Consider the following 18269-nt stretch of genomic DNA (forward strand, 5'->3'; position numbering starts at 1 on the left):
ACAATATGCTTATCACAACTTTAAGTTAGGTGGGGAAAATATGGTAAATATATTGGAAACATTCATGGACACCATGAAATCACTGACTGTTCAAGACGAAAACCAGCCTCTTCATGTGGGAGAAGTGATGGCATGCTGGATTTACTTAGCGGGACTTGAATTAGCTAAAGTATCTGTTCAATCCGGTATAAATACCACGACGGATGATGAGCTAAGAGCATTGCTTGAAGAAGATATGAAACTCGGGACCAGCCAAAGGAAACGGCTCCATGATTTCATGATTAAGGAAGGAATCACGTTACCTCCTGCCCCTGAAGATATGCCAATATCAGATCCAAATAGCATTCCCCTTGGTGTTAAATTAACGGATGACGTCATTGCAAATGAACTATCTTTAAAAATCATTAGTTTGATCATGCGTGCTGCGGGTGCTGCTTCCGAATCGGTTCGTACAGATGTTAGTTTATTGTTTGTTCAGTTCCAAGCAGAAAAATTGGCATATGCTGCTAGATTAAAACATTTAATGCGCAAGCGCGGGTGGATTAAAGTACCACCGTTTTACGTTCCTCCTGGTCTTAACAACCATTAAGTTAAAACGTCAAAAATAAATGGGGTTAAAGACAAACTAGTCTTTAACCCGCTAGTACAACAAAACCTGCTTTAAAGGCGGTTTTGTTTATTTTATTGATCTAACATTATTGTATGGCGCTTTTATATATTAGAATCTTAACCGATAAAATCTGCCTCGCAGCGGCTGCTATGAATTTTACAGCCTGCTAAATGTCCGTTTGGCCGGTAAATCATACAGTTTGGCCGGTATTTTACTGGAATTGGCCGGTAAATGTATGATTTTGGCCGGTATTTTACTGAAATTGGCCGGTAAAAGTTATTTCTGACTGTTATTCTCCCTCTCGGAGTTTGTCAAAAACCGCATTTGGCCGATAAATTTTGAATCTGGCCGATAAAATCAGGAAAGTGAAAACGTATGAAGTTTAATTATTGCCTTTATTTCTAAAGTTACGGACCTTTTTTACATTCTAGTTCAAGCAGTGGTCAAATAATTAAGCTTTTTCTATCTAGAATATAAGTAAAGTCCATAATCCTGCATTGCAGACGTGTGCCCCATTTGCCTTAGCATGGTCGCAATATTCCCGCGGTGATATGCTCCGTGAGTGGCAACGTGCAGGAGCGATTCAGATATCGAAGTTTCCAGTACTCCTGCATAGGGATTATCAACTGCAATCATCTTTTCAATATCTTCCTGGCTGTTCAAAAAAGCTTTGTAGCGTTCAGACAAGTCTAAAAAAAGCTTTTTCATTTCAGTAATATTTTTTATCTCTGCCTGTTCTCCTAGCTGACCTGCAGAGGCCAATGCATGCTTCATGCTCTTTCCAGAGATAATATCAAACCAAACGCAATCTGTTGCATAAATGTGAGAAAGCACCTTTGAAACAGAAGAAAAACCACTCTGAATTTCCTTATGATAAATTTCATCGGGCAGTTCCATTAAACGGTCAATGATAACGTTATTCGCCCACACATGGTAGTCGTACATTTTTAATGCTGGATGCTCCATATAATTTCCTCCTTTTTCCCATTTCCATGATTTTTACCTATTGAACCTAATGACTTTAACGATCTGAGAAATTATGGAATATGCTTTTATATAATTATTCTGTTTCATTAGAAAAAATCCTTCTAAATTCAATTGCCTCATTAGTAAATCCTCCACGGCGATTTCTTTTAGAGTTCTTCCATTTAACCTTTTATTATTCTGAGTTATTTTATGATGGGTTTTATAAGAATATTTTTGTCCATTATCAATACATTATTTAGAAAAATATAAGCATACTGATATTAATGCCCTCAGTTGATTAACATTTATATTAGAGCATTAGAAATCCCCTTTTTGTATGGCAACTGGGAATTGGAATGCTGCAGCCACATGTTTATGCTTGCATAAAGTTATAAATAAACTACAACAAAGCGTAGGTGAAATTTGTTGATTCGTTTGCTTCTTATTATAGTTATATCTATCCTTGTAATAGGGTGCACTAGCAGTGGTAATAAAGCATATGAACAGGGAAAGACAGCAGCTGCTATTCAAACAGAAAGTCAGTCCACACCTAAAATTATACTTCTTGTTATCGATTCAATTATGGATGAGCCGTTAAAAAAGGCTATTCAAGAGAAGAAAGCTCCTGCTCTGGCCTTCTTTTTGAAACATGGCCAATATAGCAAAAATTTAGTAAGCTCTTATCCAACCATGTCGGTTACAATCGACAGTTCCTTAATAACTGGTACTTACCCGGATCAGAGTAAGATTCCGGGACTTGTTTGGTTTGATAATGATAAGAAGCAAATTATCACTTATGGAAATGGTTTTTTTGAAATCATGAAACTCGGGGTTTCCCAATTTGCTGAAAATATCATGCATCAATATAATAATGTTGACCTCAGTCCAAATGTAACAACCATCCATGAAGATCTGGACAATATTAAAAAGGAATCAGCATCCATTAACGCATTTATTTATCGGGGAAATTATCATCATACCCTTAAAGTGCCAAAGCTGATAACAAAAGTGAGTAATATACCTGAGGAATATAAAACCGTTGGGCCGAAAATGCTGTCTTTAGGTGCATTTATTCGCCAGGACACTAAGAATAATCACATTGTGAATCGTATAGGACTTAATGATGCCTTCGCGGTTCAAGAATTAAAATATCTTTTGCAAAATAATAGTCTTCCTGAATTTACAATCCTGTACATTTCAGAAAATGACTTCACTGTACATAGGGAAGGTCCAGATACTACAAAAGGAATTGAAAAACTTGATAAGCATCTCCAGGAGGTCTTGAATATTTTTCCAAAATGGGAAGATGCCCTTAATAATAATATCTGGGTTATCATTGGAGACAGTAAGCAGTCACCTGTCAAGGAACGGAAAAGAGAAGCTTTAATCGATTTAAAAGAAATCCTTTCTAAATACAGAATTTTAAAGCTCGGTAAGCCTGTTGCAAAAGACGATGAAATTGTCATTACAGCTAATGAACGGATGGCATATATCTATAAAATTAACGAAAGTGTTTCAGTAAAAAATATCGCCAGAAAATTACAAACCGATCCGCGGATTGCCTGGATTGCATGGAAGGAAAAAGAAATCATACATGTGATATCTGGAGATCATGGGGGATCCTTTAATTTTAATTCAGGTGGAACCTATCATGATGTTTATAATCAAGCCTGGTCTATAAAAGGAAATACCTCCATTCTCGATTTAACCTTAAAGAACAAGAATATTCATTATGGGGATTATCCTGATGGATTAGCAAGGCTATATGGAGCTATGCATTCTCAGGAAGGTGAATTTCTTGTTGTTGATGCAAAACCCGGGTATGAATTCATAGGGGAAAGTTCACCTGAACATTCCGGTGGAGCCGCCCATGGTTCAATGCATAAAGATGATTCACTTGTCCCTATCATTGTTACAGGAACCAATAAAAGTATCAATCAGCTGAGGATTGTAGATTTGAAAAAATGGATATTGGATATCTTGGAAAATTGAAATGATATTTCTGTATCAGAATTATTTTAAGCAAAATGCTCGATTATCGTGGCTCATAACATAAATTTAATTCTTTCATTCCGCTTATTGTAACAGGAGATGGGAAAATAGGCCTGTACCTTCCAGGCATGTTGATTTTAAAGGCTTTTATCCTCAGTTTGTACGATTAGTTATGACTTTTAAAAAAGCAAGCCATTAAAAGCCTTGCCATAGTCCGAATATGGCAAGGTGAACCCGGACCCAAATTATTTTTCCTATGCAGGAATAGCTGACAATCATTCCAGAATAGGATTTAAAAAATAAAACCAGCCTATTTTTCTGACTGGTTTTTGAAATATTTTATTCATCTTCATCCTTATTTGCTTTTCTTTTCAATCCACTCTCAGGATAATCTCCCTCATCAACACGGTCATTTTCAAGATTTTTTCGAACACTAATTTTGTACTTACCTACTTGGAAAGAATCAACTCTCCACGATTTATCATTCATAGTCCTAACTCCTTTCATAATATTTGCACTAAGTAATTAAAGACAATATCCATTCTTTTAAATTTATCCATCTTAAATGAGATGGCGCTAAATGTGTGCCTGTTACAATCAGAGGGACTAAAGAATCTTGTTGGTGCAATCCTCCATAGCTGGCCCCTCCTACATGAGCAGGTAATCCCTCCCCTATAAAACTGGTTTCGTTTTTTGTGTATTATTTATAAAAGAACCTTCCATCTTAATCATTCCTATTCTTTATTAACCCTGCTTCTCATATTGTTTCATTTAATAATGTTTCCTTTGCAAAACACATATTAAATACGGTTGGATGAACGGCGGTTTAGAATATTTCTAAGTAAAACAGCTGTCAGAAGCTAAATAGCCTCAACTCATGAAAATTCATAGATAAGGCTATTACATGTTTTCAACTATTTCCTGCAAAAAGTTTAATGCTGTACTTCTTGCATCAGCTGTTTAAGCAATTTTTGAAAATTAAACCTCATCAACACGATAATTTTTGTGATTTACCACAGTCATTGGTGTTTCAAGGCCTAAACTTGCGGCCATGGAATGATTAATTTTCACTAACGCACTATTATTTCTTATTTTGAAGACCATCCCTTTTACTGTTAATCCACCTCTCTCAAAAATGATTACATCGCCTGATTGAGCTATATTAGCCATTGCTGCATTTCACCTTTTCGTTTTTTTGTACATGTAAAAAAAGACTGCGCTTTCCTTTTATCATTTAGAACCTTATTCTGACATGGTATTATCTAAATAGCGTATATCCGCATATCCTTTTTTCCTGCGAAACCAGATAAACAATATTGATGCGAGGATTAAAACAACTGACATGACTTGAGCAATCCGTAAATGGTCCGTTAACATTAAGCTGTCTGTTCTCATTCCTTCTATAAAGAAACGGCCGAAGGAGTAGTAGATGATATAAGTTAAAAATAACTCTCCTTGCCTTAAATTTACCCGGCGAAGGGACATCAGAACGAAAAATCCGGCAAAATTCCAAATAGACTCGTATAAAAACGTCGGATGATAATATGTCCCTTCTATGTACATCTGGTTAATAATAAAATCAGGCAAATAAAGTTGCTCAAGGAAGGCCCGCGACACGGGTCCTCCGTGTGCTTCCTGATTGACAAAATTCCCCCATCGCCCTATTGCCTGTCCTAAAATAAGGCTTGGTGCCAGTATGTCGGTAAGTTTCCAAAAGGAAATGCCTTTAACCCTTGCAAATACAATAATTGTCAGGATTGCACCTGTAAGGACGCCGTGCATCGCTAAGCCGCCCTTCCAGATTGACATAATTTCAAGAGGATGTTTGGCATAATACTCCCATTGAAATATCACATAGTAAATACGTGCAAATATGACTGAAATAGGGAGAGCAAACAAGACAAGGTCAGCAAAAATATCTTTTGGAAGATTTCGGCGTTCGCTTTCATTCATGGCAAGCCAAAGACCAAGAAGTGCGCCGCCAATGATAATCGCGCCATACCAGTACAAGTTGATCGGTCCGAAACTGATCAAAACCCTGTTAATCGGTTCAATCGTTCTATCCATTTTTTCATACCTTTCTTTTAAAATTTTTCTAATTTGCCTTAGCCTGCCGCATTGATTTTAAATAATATTTATGCCATTGGAACCTGAGGGATAACCTGTCCTTCAATACGTTCAAAAATTTCCTCCAAATTACGGCCTGTAATGGTCAGACCATGATTTTTAAGTCCAATAACCGCCCTAGCAGGATCCTTAGCTTTCCTAACAAGATTGGCTACCGCTTCAGCCAATTCAATAGTTCCGCAAGGGTAATTGATTTCTGTTGCATTTATCCCATCCATCCATGCATGAATATGAACAATAGCCCCTACGTCTGGGTGTTCTTTATAAATCATCCAATGTTCAATAGCGTCAACCGAAGCTCTTTTGGGAGATATTTTAGGAGGAACACTTACCTCCATTGCATTTTTTTCCGAATTAAAGCCTTTGATATATAAAATATCCTGTCCAATAACACGCATGTTAGCTTTGTTAACACCGCTGGCACTCATCCAAAAAGTTTGATCATTGTGCCTGCTGCTTAAATTTCCATAGCTCAGCCCGCCAATGCCGTATAATTTTTTTAACTGGCGCATGTCCCGTTCTGATAAATATCTTTCAAGCGGAAACGGTGCTGGCAACAGATTCATTTCATCTAATTTTTTCCCAGATACATACATTTTTTTTGTAATCTCATTTCCATTCCAAAGATTTTGCTCCAAATCATCGGCAAAGTGATTGTCAATGACCAATTGAGCAGAGGCAACCGGCTCAAGTCTTTTATAAGTCATGTGGATAAAATCTTCTGCGTCTTCTTCACTGTGATAACTTAATTTATAAAATCCTTGTTCGGGAGTAATAAAATAAACATTTGTTTTTTCGCTGTTATGAACAATGAAAATTAAATGATTCGCTAAAGATCTTATTAAAAAGGGATAGGCAGTTTCGAAAACATCCTCAGGTTCATCATTCTTCTCTAATATAGATACGACAAAAGTTGCCTGTGCCTTCCTGCGGTATGGCCTTGGTTTCTCTTGATCAATCACATTAAAGACAATTTTTATTTCTTCTGCTGGTTCTTCACAAAACTTGTATCCTTCAGATGAAAATTTGTCCTTCAACCCGTCCAGATACCATGTTAGAAATGGAGTTTTCTCTGCACCTGTAATAGTAAAGTTCTTCATATAATCTTCCTCCTGTTTTCTATCAAATTGTTATGGTTCAAATACCACTTTTATGGCGGCACCATTTTTTTTATTTGTCGCAGTAACAAGAGCATTTCTGTAATCTTCTAACGGAAAGCGGTGAGTTACCAAAGGTGATAGATCTGCTTTTCCTTCATTCATTAATTTAATGGCGATTTCAAACGTTCGAGTTCTCTTACCTTGGTACATTTCTGTACTGTATGCAAAGCTCCCTTTTACGTCTAGCTCATTAAGCCATACGGTCGTCCAATCAACTCCATCCATTATGCCTGCTAAACCTAAGAGTACAACCTTTCCTCCGTTTCTGGAGAACCGGAGGGCGTCATTTATACTTTGTTTCTTTCCTACACATTCAAAGACCATATCTGCCCCTCCCTGTATTACCACAGGCCCAAAAAGCGGCTTAAGGATCTTTCCTCCAAGGGTTTTCGCGAGGTCATTTTCATAGGTTTTTTTCCTGAGATGGATGATTTCGTTCGCCCCATAATTGGCTGCCAGCTCTGCTTGAAAAGGATGTTTTACTAGTGCAGCAATTCTGCATGGGATTCCCAATGCTCGAATAGCAGCAATCACACATATCCCAATAACCCCGCCCCCAATGACCAATACAGTGTCGTCTTGCTTGGGAGGGTTCCTTAAAACACTATGTAATGCACAGCTAAAAGGCTCTATCATCACGCCGTTTAAATCATTCACAGCATCAGGGAGTTTAAAGGCCTGGCTTTTATGAGCTACCAAATATGAACTCCATCCGCCGCCTGTGTCACGGCACGCACCTATTAACAAACCTGGTGACAAATTCCCTTCAGTCTTGTATGAACACAAACTAAAGTTGCCTTTTAGGCATGCGGGACATGGCTCTTCTATCCCTCTCGCATGACAGGACAAAATTGGGTCTATTACAACTCGGTCTCCCGGCTTTAAATCAGCAGCTTCTAATCCTGTTTCCGCGATTTCACCTACAATTTCATGTCCGATTGTAAATGGGAAAGAGACAAATGGAGAAGTAGCAGGACTATCATTTAAGAAAAGAAGATTCAGATCACTGCCGCAAATACCCCCATATTTCACCCTCACTTTTACCCAATCTTCATTTGGAAGTACCGGCTCCGTCTGGTCGTAAAAACGGAGACAGGAAAAACGAGAATCCCAAAAAAACGAAGGGAAAAATCTGCCTATTATCTTGCTTGAAATATAACGGGGTATCTGATAGTCAAATTGCAATGCTTTCAAAAAACCTCACCTTTTTCTTTAACATATTCAAATTGTAACTTTTACAATTCTTTTACTTTTTATTCATGTATTTGATATATATGGAAAGTAGATTAAAGAAAAAATCTATAAGTTTTGAGTAGAAATGAAGAAATCAACCAAAATAAATACAGGTAATGAAAAAAAATCCGTAATGCTGCCATAAGGCAGGTGAAAACGAATTCATATCATGGTATTACATTCAATATTCACACTGGAAAAAGGATGAATAAGAGAGTGGATTGAAAAAATGGGGAATTAATTTATAAATTTTTTCACGCAGGGCTATACTAATTATTGTTTTCCAAATATATCAATACTTGGAAGTGTAATGAAAATGCTTCATTCTATACTAAAACCTGTTGCGAAATTATTTATACAATTAAAATTTCGCATTCAAATCATTGGATTGGAGAATATTCCTTCTAATACTCCGCTGATTGTGGCTGCGAACCATGTGAGCAACTATGACCCTATCCTGCTATCTTGTATGTTTGATTGGAAAATTCATTTTATGGCAAAAGCCGAATTATTTCGTAATTTTTTTTCAAAATGGTTTTTTACCAGTGTATATGCTTTTCCGGTCGATCGCCAAAGCGGAATTGCTATACGCCCTATACGCCAAGCACTTGCGATTATAAATACCGGAAAAGTTTTTGGTATTTTTCCGGAGGGAAAAAGGTGTAAAAATGGTGAAATGGTTCAGCCTAAAAAAGGAGTAGCTTTTATCGCAGCTAAAACGAATGCCCCTATCCTTCCGATTGCAATTATTGGGGTGAAAAAAGGGATTCGGCCACCGCTAAAAATTGTGATTGGACCACAAGTAAATGTTTGTCAATTAGACAACTCCGATTATACTTCTCTTTCTCTATATGTTATGGACCAGATCAATGATTTAGAGTTAAAGCATTCAATGAATAGCTAACTAAAAAAGAGGTTTTTCATGATGTCTCACAAACAGGCTTTAATCATATATAACCCATTGTCAGGGAAACGAAAAAAACATAGTGCATTTCCGATATTACTAAATAAACTCTCAGAAATAGGTTATCATTTAACGGTTAATGAGCTAAATGAGGTTAATTACATGAATAACCCGATTAGAAAGGCTTGTACACAAAAATGGGATGCAATATTCATTGCAGGAGGGGACGGAACAGTAAATCAAACCATTCAATTTCTGGCAGAAGAAGAGTTTAGACCAAATGTTGGAGTGTTCCCCTTTGGCACGAGTAATGAATTTGCAAAGTTCATGAGAGTTCCAAGCAATATTATTGATGTTGTTTCAATTATTGAGTCAGGGTGCATAACTCCTGTAGACCTTGGAAAGTTTGGAAACCGATACTTTATAAACATTGCGGCTGCTGGCTGGCTGGCAGATATTACATATGAAACCCCTCCTTTTCTTAAATCTAAATTTGGTGAATTAGCCTATTGTCTATATTTCTTTAAAAAACTTTTATTCAAAAAGCCATCAGATAACATCTCAATAAATATTTCTGATACTGTATTTTCTGATCTTTCCTTATTTTTAATTATGAATGGAAACTCTGTTGGTCCATTAGAAAGACTCATCGACGAAAAGATATGTGACGACGGGTATTTCCATCTTCTAACGTATAAAAAAACCACTCGAATCAAACTGTTATTTCACTTATTTGCGAAATTGCTTAATCTATCTAAAGATCTTTCAATCATTCAACATACAAAAATAAATGAAGCTGACTTTATGCTGCCTGAGTCAATTTCATTAAATCTTGATGGTGAACTGGCAAGTGTAAATAGCTCTTATTTTCAAGTTCTGCCTCAGCATCTTAATGTATTTGGCTCTAATAAAAATAATTAAACCCCTGTTTTGTATAGTCATACTTCAAAAAGGAGATAAATAATAAAAATTATGGATAGGTGAGATCAGTGTACGGATTTATTGTGAATAAAACATCGGGAAATGGAAAAGCGCTTAGGATTTGGAAAAAAATCGAAAAAATTATTCAGGAAAAAAAAGTCTCATTCAGTGTTCGATTTACTCAGAAACCAAAACATGCTACTTCACTGGTTCAGGAACTGATTCAAAAAGAAAAAGCAGCAGTAATTATTGCAGTAGGAGGTGATGGAACTATTCATGAAGTGGTTAATGGATTAGCCGGTACAACTACTCCATTAGGGATTATTCCAGCTGGATCGGGAAATGATTTTTCAAGAGGGTTAGGTATTCCGCTTAAGTACGATAAAGCCTTAGAACGCATCTTGAAAGGGAAACCTAAAACAATTGATATAGGATATGCAAATTCCCGATATTTTTGTACGGTAGCAGGAATAGGATTTGATGGGGAAGTAGCCCGGACGACGAATGGTTCATTTTATAAAAAGTTCCTTAATTTCTTTCGCATAGGTCAAATCTCATACGTGATCAGTGCGATCATTGTATTGTTTCGTTATAAGCCACAGGAGATATCCTTCATGATAGACAAAAAGCTGCATAAGCTTTCAAACGTATGGTTAATTGCAGTAGCCAATTTACCCTATTATGGCGGTGGGCTTGTCATTTGTCCGAAGGCGGAAAGCAATGATGGATTATTTGAAATATGTATTGTTCAAGGACTAACTAAATGGGAATTTATAAGGATGTTCCCTCGAGTATATAAAGGAAACCACACCTCTTCCCCTTCTATTACGATAGTAAAAGGGAAAGAGGTGGAAATTTATGCACCAACTCCATTGCTGTTGCATGGGGATGGGGAAATGCTCGGCCATACTCCCGCCCGAATTAGAATTGAGCCAACTGCATTAAACGTAATTTAAGAGTTGAACCAAAAATCCTTTATTTCATGCTTATGCAAGAAATAAAGGATTTTTGGTTTTTAATAGAAATTATAATTATTTCTTATTCATTTCTTCTAAAGCCTCTTTATAATCGAATTCAACTAAAGCCACGATCATTTGGTTTATAGTTTTAATCAAAAGTTTAATGAATTCAATCATTTAAATGCCTCCTTTCAAATTTTTGAGAAGGGTTTTCTCCTTAAAAACCCTGGAATTAAAATTAATTTACACAAAAAGGTATTCTGTTATTCAGATTTTCATTGCAAAATGTTTTGACGAATTTAAAAATGCCCACCTAAAGGTGAGCATTAAAGAACTATCTATTCTTGAGAGGTTCTAATTATTCAAAATTTGGTTTTCCAAAGGCGATATTATCCATTTTATTCAACCTTTTATAAAATTGTAGATAAAGAAAAAACCCTTGCCAGTTTTTTAGCAAGGTTTATTAAATTCACTATGAAATTTCATGGTATGTGATTTCAGGACGGCTGCCAATACGGATATTTACTCCGGTTTGGCCAAGACCTTCACTTATATAAAAAGGTTTTCCACCGTGATAATGCAGCCCTTTGACCATCTTCATCCGTACAAGTTTACCCATTTTAATCAAATGATAAGGCTTTGGCCAGTGAATTTGTCCTCCATGAAAATGGCCGGATAACAAGTAATCGAATTGCACATTCTCCATTTCAAGAACAACATTTGGATCATGCGTTAACACTAAATTATACCCCTCGGGAACTCCCTCATAGGCCTTCTTGACATCACTATGTTTAGTGCTGTAATTATCGATTCCGATTATATTTAAATTCTCCCCATCAACATGAATGGTGAAATGCTCGTTTTGAAGCGTTTTACATCCATTTATCTCTAATGTTTTTTTCAAATTTTCAAAGTTTTTTCCTTTTAAAATGTAATCATGATTTCCAAACACTGCAAAAATACCATACTGAGGGTTAAGTTTTTTCAGTACTTGAAGATAAGCAGAAAGCTTAGGAATGCTTCGTTTACGGTCAAGGAAATCTCCCGTAAGGGCAATGAGATCAATTGGCTGTTCTGAAACCATTTTATATAATTCATCGGGGTTAATCGAAATATTTTCAAGATGCATATCAGATAGGTGAAGAATCTTTAAATTTTTCCCAGACTCTTTAAGATGTGGACGAGAAACGGAAATTGTATTTATTGTCACTTTCTTTGTGTTTTTATTTGCTATTAATAATATATAACCTAAAATAACAGAAAAAGTTAGAATAAAAAATAATACCATCGTAATATCCCCTCCCTCCTTAAAAAGTATAATAGGAATGAGAGAATAGTCCTAGTGGTATTTAAAGGAAATCCATAAACTGTCTTTTTTACATCTTAAATAAGCTGCTCTTGGCATTTTTTTCACAAACAGATTTAAAATGTATTTATCAATTTTGAATCGGAAATGCTACTTTTAGGAATAAGATTAATAAAATTTTTGAAAATTGGACTGCCGAATTTGAAATAACCAGTCATTCCCCACTTATTAAATAAAAATCTGTATAGAGGAGGAAACATATGTCTGAACATCCAATTCAAGGACTAATGACAGCTGCCATGGAAAACTTGAAAGAAATGGTGGACGTTAACACCATTATAGGTGACCCTGTTGAAACCCCTGATGGCAGCGTGATATTAACCGTTTCTAAGGTTGGATTCGGATTTGCAGCAGGCGGGAGCGATTTTAAGCTTAATGGAGATCCAAGTTACAGTGGTCAAGGGCAATCAAAGGGACAACCTTTTGGTGGAGGAAGCGGAGGCGGTGTTTCTATTACCCCCATTGCCTTCTTAATTGTGAATTCCAATGAAATACAGATGGTTCATTTGGATGAAAGTACGCATTTATATGAAAAAATACTCGATCTAGCCCCTCAAGCAGTAGATAAGATTCAGCAGATGTTCAATAAGAACGGAAATATAAATAATGGCCAGAACCAACAGAATCAAAGCCGTAACCTGCAAAATTATAATGGACCAAAGCAGGACTTAAATCTGTAAGTGAAGAAACAAGATCCCTCTGCTATAGGAAAAGAAAAGTACAGCAGGAGGAATCGTCATTTCCTACATATCCTGAAAACACAGGAGAAGAGATTAATTTTAGTTCATTATGCCTACTGTCATGTATTTTTCCACAGACAGGAATATAGCATTTTTTGTATACTTTAGCTGTTTTTGGAATACATAATCAAACCTCTTTCTCCTTACTCTAATACTGTTGTTCAAATATTAGAAGGAATTATATCTATGACAGTAAACAGTGATGTCATGCAAACGCTGGACGGATTAAAAAGCGCATAAGCCAGTATCGAAACTTTTTCACTTGCTGCAGATAACCAAGAAGCAAAACAGCTTTACAGAAATGGTAGCAGCTAACAGAAGTCGTATGCTTTAAATTGAAAATACAAATTCCGTATCATTATCCGTTCTGATATAAGCAACGGAAATATTTAAAAGTGCAGGTGCTTTCATTGCAATTATCACCTAGAATATATCATTCATTTGTTCGGCCGAAATGGTTTACAAAGGTCTATATTCAAAATAAGATTCAACAGCATTTTGATTTTGCAGATAAAAAAGTGCTGGATTTTGGCGCAGGTACAGGGGCAAATTGTACTTTATGTTCGCCAGATCATTATTTTGGGATTGATCCTGATTCACATAGAATTAACTTTGCCAAGCGGCTATATGTTCCGTACCGGTTTGAAATATTAACAGGAAATCAACTTCCCGCAGAGGATAAGAGCTTTGACTTTGTATTAATTATCGCTGTCCTACACCACATTCCGCCAGAAATGATCCAAGGCTATGTAAAGGAATTTAAAAGGATTTTAAAGCCGGGAGGAAGAATTATCGCAATTGAACCATGCTTTTTTGAAAAATCTCCAATCTGCAACTGGTTTATGAAAGTTAATGATAAAGGTGATTATATCCAAAAAGAAGATGTTTATCTAAAATACTTTACGGAGGAAAACTTTCAGTGCAGCGTGCTTAAAAAATTTAAAAAATGCTTTTTTTACAATGAACTTTATTTTACAGCCATTCTTTAGTTAATTTGTGAAGACATAAAGTTCTCCATTTGAGAGTAATTTTTAGGGTGTTTTTAACACACATTTGGGCTCTTAGTGGGCAGAACTTGTTTATTGAAGACGTTAATTTTCACCAAAATGGATAGAACTGTTTTAGCGAATATGGCCGAAGACTTTTATAAGATTTTGTTTTCTTCTTGATAACGCATCTGCTTTTGTAATTTGATGAAGTCATCAGTTGTTACATGATTTCCATCATCTAAGCTTATGGAGGAATACCTCTTAATCCATTTGTAGATTGTTACTTCAGATACGCCATATTCGCTAATTAAACCTTTTACTGCATTACCAGAACAATAGAGATCAACCACCATCTATTTGAAATCCTCATTAAATTTTTTTCTTACAATTTTGATTCCCCATAAGGACACTTTTCATTTTCATCTTAGTCAAATATGTAAAAACTTAACTAAAATGTGTCCATGGAAATATACCTTTTTTGAAGAAATTTATCTTCCTAGATTAATTTCTTTTAAAGGCAATTTTCCAGGACACAAAAGATTCCAACCTAATGGTTCACCTTTGAATTCCACTTGTGTTTCAGAAACAAGATTATAGCTGAAGATAAGACTGATTACTTATTTTCCCGCATCTACTTTTGAAATGACATCATTTTGCTTTAGTTCGTGGACCCTGGACAAGGCACAATCATTGTTCTGATTTTTAGCCTTTGGATTAATCTTTGTGCTGCTAAGCGTAATCTATACAACGTAAATTGCACTAGCGTTCGTGAACTCGGGCGAATGAGCAAAAGGGTAGCCTTGATGAGCCGAAATAGTTCAAGTGTGGCTGGGATTCGTTTACTTCAATTCCCCTTCATGAATGCCTGGCCGTTTTCTCAACCGACTGCGCCATTTCAAAAGGAGAAAAATAGCTATCGTACAACACAAGACTATTAAGATGAACTTCAAAAAATGTTCTACCCAAGTAAAAACAAGCTGCCATTGATTACCAAATACATAACCGATACCGATAAATATGGATACCCATAAGGCTGACCCTGTATAGGCATATAATGCAAAGGTCCGATATGGAACATGAATGATGCCCGCAAAGTAGCTGTTAAACTGTCTGACACCGGGCAAGAAGAAACCAAAAAGAAGCATTTTGTTTCCGTATTTCTCATAAGTTATTTTTGTTTTCTTCAAATATTTTGGCTTCAAAAACAGCCATTTACCATATTTTTCTATTAGTGGCATCCCCAACTTGTTTCCAATCCAATACGTTGTCGTTATACCTAGCACCGCTCCAGAATACGCCGCAGCTAGAGCTGGTAGAAGATCGAGAACATTTTTGTAGGATAAATATCCGGTGTATGCAAGAGTCGAGTTTCCAGGAGGTATCGGAAGAGCAATTAATTCCATGGGCAGACCGATCAACAACACTAAATATCCATATTGAGCAAACAAACGTTCAACGATTTCCATAAAATCTCCTCATTCCTGCCTGCCTTATTCATTTGTTTGATAGAGGATAAACAAGATTAAACATTTCTATATTAAGTCCTATATCCTTATTGTTAGTTAATTATTTGACTTTATACAAAAATGCTGTCAGACATCGCAGGTGGACAAAGGTTCTTTTGTTTGTGGTGCCTGACAACCTAACCATAAAGATAAACAAACCATTATCTTGTCTTATTAATCTGGCCCTTTTCGTGAAAAAAGACACTTTCCATATTTCAGAAAAGCGCCCGATTCTTGAATATCCTAATACATAATGTTTGCAGACTGTCCAACATAAATTCTTCTTCAGATGTTGTATTTCCTCCAATAAATTCTAATGAAACCTGATACCTTTGTTATATAGATTTATAACACGCTCTATCCCTTCCGTACGTAGCGAATAAAAAAGGATTGCAGCTGCAATCCCGCCATAGAACATTAGTAATACAGATACCACCTGCCCTCACCCCTGCCAGAGATGTGCTCTCCCTCCGTTGTTAGTTTCACTGCCTCAAAAGTTTCGGAATGACTAGCTGTTCGAATTCATAAAGTATCCTTTATTCGTTTTAACCCACTCTGCGAAAGTATACGGCTTTTGTCCTGTTACTTCCTCAACGGTCGACAATACCTTCTGAGCGGATTGAGGCGGGTTAAGGTGCCAGTTAATCACATATTCAATGGCATCCTCCTCAACCCCCATCCTCCTCATCTGTTCACGTTCTTCTTCTTCTGAACTCTCAACAAATTGAATTTCCTGTCCGATAACCTCGCTAATAATCCGCACTTTATCTTGAACTGACAAACTCTCAGGCCCTGTTAAGGTATATATTTTACCTGCATGACCGTCCTCAGTCAGTGCCACCGCTGCTACCCTTCCAATATCAGCTTCATGAACAGGAGCAATTGGTGATCCTCCAAACAGATCCCGAACCAGCCCCTCGGAGCGTATGGAGTTTGCCCATTTTCGGGCATTTGCCATAAATTCAAAGGCTTGAAGCTGAGTCCACTCCAGGGCACTTGCCTCAACAGCACTCTCAAAAGGGCCCTTCTCGCCGTTCCATAAAACAGTAACCCTGCGTACTCCAGCCTTCTCAGCAAGCTGAATGATTTCTGGTCCCGTTTGTAACGGAGTATATTCGGCGCCTGTAGTAATCAAGTGCATACCGCTTACGCCAACCAAAGCAGAAACTAGCGTGCTTGGTTCACTTAAATCCCCCGCAACAACCTCCACACCTGCAGGGAGATTGGCTTGTAGCGGATTACGTGTCAATGCCCTCACTTTTTCCCCCTTTCGAATAAGTTGATCTACGACATGTCGCCCTACAGTCCCCGTTGCTCCTGCCACTAATATGGTCATTCGTTTCCATCCTCCCATTCTTGTTTTCTTATTGATTTTCTCAGCCAAATTTAACCTCTCATCGGTTAAAGCAGCTATTTGGGTTGGTTGATCTTATGCATTTTTCGTCTCATACATATGAGTAATTCCTTGCAAAAGACTTTCTTTTCTTATGTTCCTGGTGTTCAGGATATTTGCAGAAGATGAGTCAAATCGAAGCAGAGTTATTGTAATTTTCGAAAATAAATCCCTTTAATCATTTATAAAACCTCCTTATATTTATTTTTACATTCTTACGAAATTATTACCTCCAGGTATAGTTTGAAATCCCCTACAACTTTAGATGTAGAATTATAAGGAGCCTAAATTCCCTATTCAATAAACCTGCCCCCCTTTAGCTCAATAAGAAAAAATTAAATAAAAAAGGCCGCTAACCCTTCCCGGATTAACAAGCCCGCAATTTTAGTAAGTAAGATATATCTGCTTTACTTCGTATTATTTACCCCTAGAAAGTCTAAGGCATCCTTAACATTAGAAAAAGTAATTATGTTTTTTAAGTTAATGCCATGTTTAACTGCTTCTACAGCTAATTGGGGCCTTACCCCCGTTAAAATGCACTTTACCCCAAGTAATTTTAGTACATTGTTAATTTTAAAAAGAGAGTCAATAACTAAATGATCAATTTTATAAATTCCTGAACAATCTATAATCAAACGGCTTACCTCTTGTTCTTGAACATTGACTGGTACTAGTTCTAAGAGTTGTTTTGCCCTATCCTCGTTTATTACTCCTAACAAAGGAAGAACAGCAATGCCTTCTATAAGGGGTACAATTTTGGTGGCTAGCTCATTTATTTGTATATTCATTTCATATTGTACTTTTTCTTGTTGTTTTCTCTCCGTGATGTCTTTTACATACGTTTGAATGGCTTTTGTTTCCCCTATCTTTATAGGGTGACAATATAACTCAACATCAACTGGAGTTCCATCCATTCTATATATACTTTCCTCAATAACCTCTGCTGGTTTACTGTAAGCCCCCGAAATTCTTTTTATAATTGCGGGTTTAGAGGTATCTTTAAAGATATCTAAAGGGCTTGCCCCCATTACCTCGTCCCTTGAAGCTCTAAAAAATTTTTCTGCTGCTTCATTTATATATATTATCTTCAGCTGCGAATGAACAATTAGCGGATCCAGTGAATATTCAATTACTTCTTTATAATTAATACTTTCAATATTCTCACTCATTATCTTCACTCCTTAAATAAAGGGTAATTCATTTTATAGTTGTATACAAGGAGAAAACCCTTTTGTATTCACATTCATGGCGGTTTTTTATAATTAATCTTCTTCAATCCCCCCCTTTTACAAAAGAAAAGCCGCCTGAGATGGCAGCTAGATCTTTAAGTATTGCATCCTTTTGTTTAAGAATCAAAAAAAAGCATCCTTTATAAAAGGAATACCCTTTTTAAGATACGACCTT

General features: G+C 36.5%; 18 protein-coding genes. 7 read left to right on the forward strand and 11 right to left on the reverse strand.

Translation table 11 applies throughout. The features are described from left to right. Positions 1-40 precede the first annotated feature (40 nt). Positions 41-589 carry a DUF3231 family protein gene (locus DFO73_RS02365; protein WP_110063177.1) on the forward strand — a complete coding sequence of 183 codons (549 nt, stop codon included), beginning with the start codon at positions 41-43 and terminating at the stop codon, positions 587-589. Positions 590-1072: 483 nt separating this feature from the next. Here the strand turns inward: DFO73_RS02365 and DFO73_RS02370 are convergent, their stop codons facing one another. Next, positions 1073-1576 carry a DinB family protein gene (locus DFO73_RS02370; protein WP_110063178.1) on the reverse strand — a complete coding sequence of 168 codons (504 nt, stop codon included), beginning with the start codon at positions 1574-1576 and terminating at the stop codon, positions 1073-1075. A 426-nt stretch (positions 1577-2002) separates the two neighbouring features. On the opposite strand from DFO73_RS02370, the gene DFO73_RS02375 reads away from it, so the two are divergent. Beyond that, positions 2003-3568, forward strand: coding sequence for an alkaline phosphatase family protein (locus DFO73_RS02375; protein ID WP_110063179.1), 1566 nt, complete (start codon positions 2003-2005; stop codon positions 3566-3568). 339 nt (positions 3569-3907) lie between these two features. On the opposite strand, the gene DFO73_RS28410 is transcribed toward DFO73_RS02375, so the two are convergent. From DFO73_RS28410 to DFO73_RS02395, 5 genes are all read right to left on the reverse strand, one after another. After that, the gene (locus DFO73_RS28410; protein ID WP_181395890.1) at positions 3908-4057 is read right to left on the reverse strand and encodes a hypothetical protein; all 150 of its coding nucleotides are present in this window, start codon (positions 4055-4057) and stop codon (positions 3908-3910) included. Positions 4058-4546: 489 nt separating this feature from the next. Beyond that, complete coding sequence (locus DFO73_RS02380) at positions 4547-4738, reverse strand: DUF2187 family protein (protein ID WP_110063180.1); 192 nt, start codon at positions 4736-4738, stop codon at positions 4547-4549. Positions 4739-4810: 72 nt separating this feature from the next. Further along, complete coding sequence (gene lgt / locus DFO73_RS02385) at positions 4811-5635, reverse strand: prolipoprotein diacylglyceryl transferase (RefSeq protein ID WP_110063181.1); 825 nt, start codon at positions 5633-5635, stop codon at positions 4811-4813. 68 nt (positions 5636-5703) lie between these two features. After that, positions 5704-6795, reverse strand: coding sequence for a class II aldolase/adducin family protein (locus DFO73_RS02390; RefSeq protein WP_110063182.1), 1092 nt, complete (start codon positions 6793-6795; stop codon positions 5704-5706). Between the two features lie 30 nt (positions 6796-6825). Further along, a complete protein-coding gene (locus DFO73_RS02395; protein ID WP_110063183.1) occupies positions 6826-8049 on the reverse strand; it encodes a zinc-dependent alcohol dehydrogenase in 1224 nt (407 codons plus the stop codon). Positions 8050-8398: 349 nt separating this feature from the next. Here DFO73_RS02395 and DFO73_RS02400 point away from each other — a divergent pair, with 349 nt between their 5' ends. The 3 genes from DFO73_RS02400 to DFO73_RS02410 all read left to right on the forward strand — a co-directional run bounded on the left by DFO73_RS02400 (position 8399) and on the right by DFO73_RS02410 (position 10869). Next, a complete protein-coding gene (locus DFO73_RS02400) occupies positions 8399-8992 on the forward strand; it encodes a lysophospholipid acyltransferase family protein (RefSeq protein WP_258309152.1) in 594 nt (197 codons plus the stop codon). Positions 8993-9010: 18 nt separating this feature from the next. Beyond that, positions 9011-9913, forward strand: a complete 903-nt coding sequence (locus DFO73_RS02405) for a YegS/Rv2252/BmrU family lipid kinase (protein WP_258309153.1) — start codon at positions 9011-9013, stop codon at positions 9911-9913. A gap of 68 nt (positions 9914-9981) precedes the next feature. Next, positions 9982-10869, forward strand: coding sequence for a diacylglycerol/lipid kinase family protein (locus DFO73_RS02410; protein WP_110063184.1), 888 nt, complete (start codon positions 9982-9984; stop codon positions 10867-10869). A 475-nt stretch (positions 10870-11344) separates the two neighbouring features. Here the strand turns inward: DFO73_RS02410 and DFO73_RS02415 are convergent, their stop codons facing one another. After that, positions 11345-12160, reverse strand: a complete 816-nt coding sequence (locus tag DFO73_RS02415; RefSeq protein WP_110063185.1) for a metallophosphoesterase — start codon at positions 12158-12160, stop codon at positions 11345-11347. 278 nt (positions 12161-12438) lie between these two features. Between DFO73_RS02415 and ytfJ the strand changes: the two genes are divergently transcribed. Beyond that, positions 12439-12918, forward strand: coding sequence for a GerW family sporulation protein (gene ytfJ / locus DFO73_RS02420; RefSeq protein WP_110063186.1), 480 nt, complete (start codon positions 12439-12441; stop codon positions 12916-12918). Positions 12919-13388: 470 nt separating this feature from the next. Further along, a complete protein-coding gene (locus DFO73_RS02425) occupies positions 13389-13967 on the forward strand; it encodes a class I SAM-dependent methyltransferase (RefSeq protein WP_181395891.1) in 579 nt (192 codons plus the stop codon). Between the two features lie 155 nt (positions 13968-14122). On the opposite strand, the gene DFO73_RS02430 is transcribed toward DFO73_RS02425, so the two are convergent. From DFO73_RS02430 to DFO73_RS02445, 4 genes are all read right to left on the reverse strand, one after another. After that, on the reverse strand, positions 14123-14320 hold the full coding sequence (locus DFO73_RS02430) for a helix-turn-helix domain-containing protein (protein ID WP_110063188.1): 198 nt from the start codon (positions 14318-14320) through the stop codon (positions 14123-14125). A 486-nt stretch (positions 14321-14806) separates the two neighbouring features. Continuing rightward, positions 14807-15433: a DedA family protein gene (locus DFO73_RS02435; RefSeq protein WP_110063189.1), complete on the reverse strand. Its 627-nt coding sequence runs from the start codon at positions 15431-15433 to the stop codon at positions 14807-14809. 547 nt (positions 15434-15980) lie between these two features. Further along, entirely contained in the window at positions 15981-16808 is an 828-nt protein-coding gene (locus tag DFO73_RS02440; protein ID WP_110063190.1) for an NmrA family NAD(P)-binding protein, read from the reverse strand. 464 nt (positions 16809-17272) lie between these two features. Continuing rightward, positions 17273-18034 (reverse strand): PAS domain S-box protein, encoded by a 762-nt coding sequence (locus DFO73_RS02445; protein WP_110063191.1) that lies wholly within the window; start codon positions 18032-18034, stop codon positions 17273-17275. Positions 18035-18269: the final 235 nt, after the last annotated feature.

Origin of the sequence: Cytobacillus oceanisediminis (genome assembly GCF_003182355.1) — a bacterium.
Lineage (GTDB): Bacteria > Bacillota > Bacilli > Bacillales > Cytobacillaceae > Cytobacillus > Cytobacillus oceanisediminis_A.

Bases quoted from the DNA above. Each gene is read 5' to 3' on its own strand.
- DFO73_RS02365 (WP_110063177.1), top strand. From the start codon at position 41: ATGGTAAATATATTGGAAACATTCATGGACACCATGAAATCACTGACT.
- DFO73_RS02370 (WP_110063178.1), bottom strand. From the start codon at position 1,576: ATGGAGCATCCAGCATTAAAAATGTACGACTACCATGTGTGGGCGAAT.
- DFO73_RS28410 (WP_181395890.1), bottom strand. From the start codon at position 4,057: ATGAATGATAAATCGTGGAGAGTTGATTCTTTCCAAGTAGGTAAGTAC.
- DFO73_RS02380 (WP_110063180.1), bottom strand. From the start codon at position 4,738: ATGGCTAATATAGCTCAATCAGGCGATGTAATCATTTTTGAGAGAGGT.
- lgt (WP_110063181.1), bottom strand. From the start codon at position 5,635: ATGGATAGAACGATTGAACCGATTAACAGGGTTTTGATCAGTTTCGGA.
- DFO73_RS02390 (WP_110063182.1), bottom strand. From the start codon at position 6,795: ATGAAGAACTTTACTATTACAGGTGCAGAGAAAACTCCATTTCTAACA.
- DFO73_RS02400 (WP_258309152.1), top strand. From the start codon at position 8,399: ATGAAAATGCTTCATTCTATACTAAAACCTGTTGCGAAATTATTTATA.
- DFO73_RS02405 (WP_258309153.1), top strand. From the start codon at position 9,011: ATGATGTCTCACAAACAGGCTTTAATCATATATAACCCATTGTCAGGG.
- DFO73_RS02415 (WP_110063185.1), bottom strand. From the start codon at position 12,160: ATGGTATTATTTTTTATTCTAACTTTTTCTGTTATTTTAGGTTATATA.
- ytfJ (WP_110063186.1), top strand. From the start codon at position 12,439: ATGTCTGAACATCCAATTCAAGGACTAATGACAGCTGCCATGGAAAAC.
- DFO73_RS02430 (WP_110063188.1), bottom strand. From the start codon at position 14,320: ATGGTGGTTGATCTCTATTGTTCTGGTAATGCAGTAAAAGGTTTAATT.
- DFO73_RS02435 (WP_110063189.1), bottom strand. From the start codon at position 15,433: ATGGAAATCGTTGAACGTTTGTTTGCTCAATATGGATATTTAGTGTTG.
- DFO73_RS02440 (WP_110063190.1), bottom strand. From the start codon at position 16,808: ATGACCATATTAGTGGCAGGAGCAACGGGGACTGTAGGGCGACATGTC.
- DFO73_RS02445 (WP_110063191.1), bottom strand. From the start codon at position 18,034: ATGAGTGAGAATATTGAAAGTATTAATTATAAAGAAGTAATTGAATAT.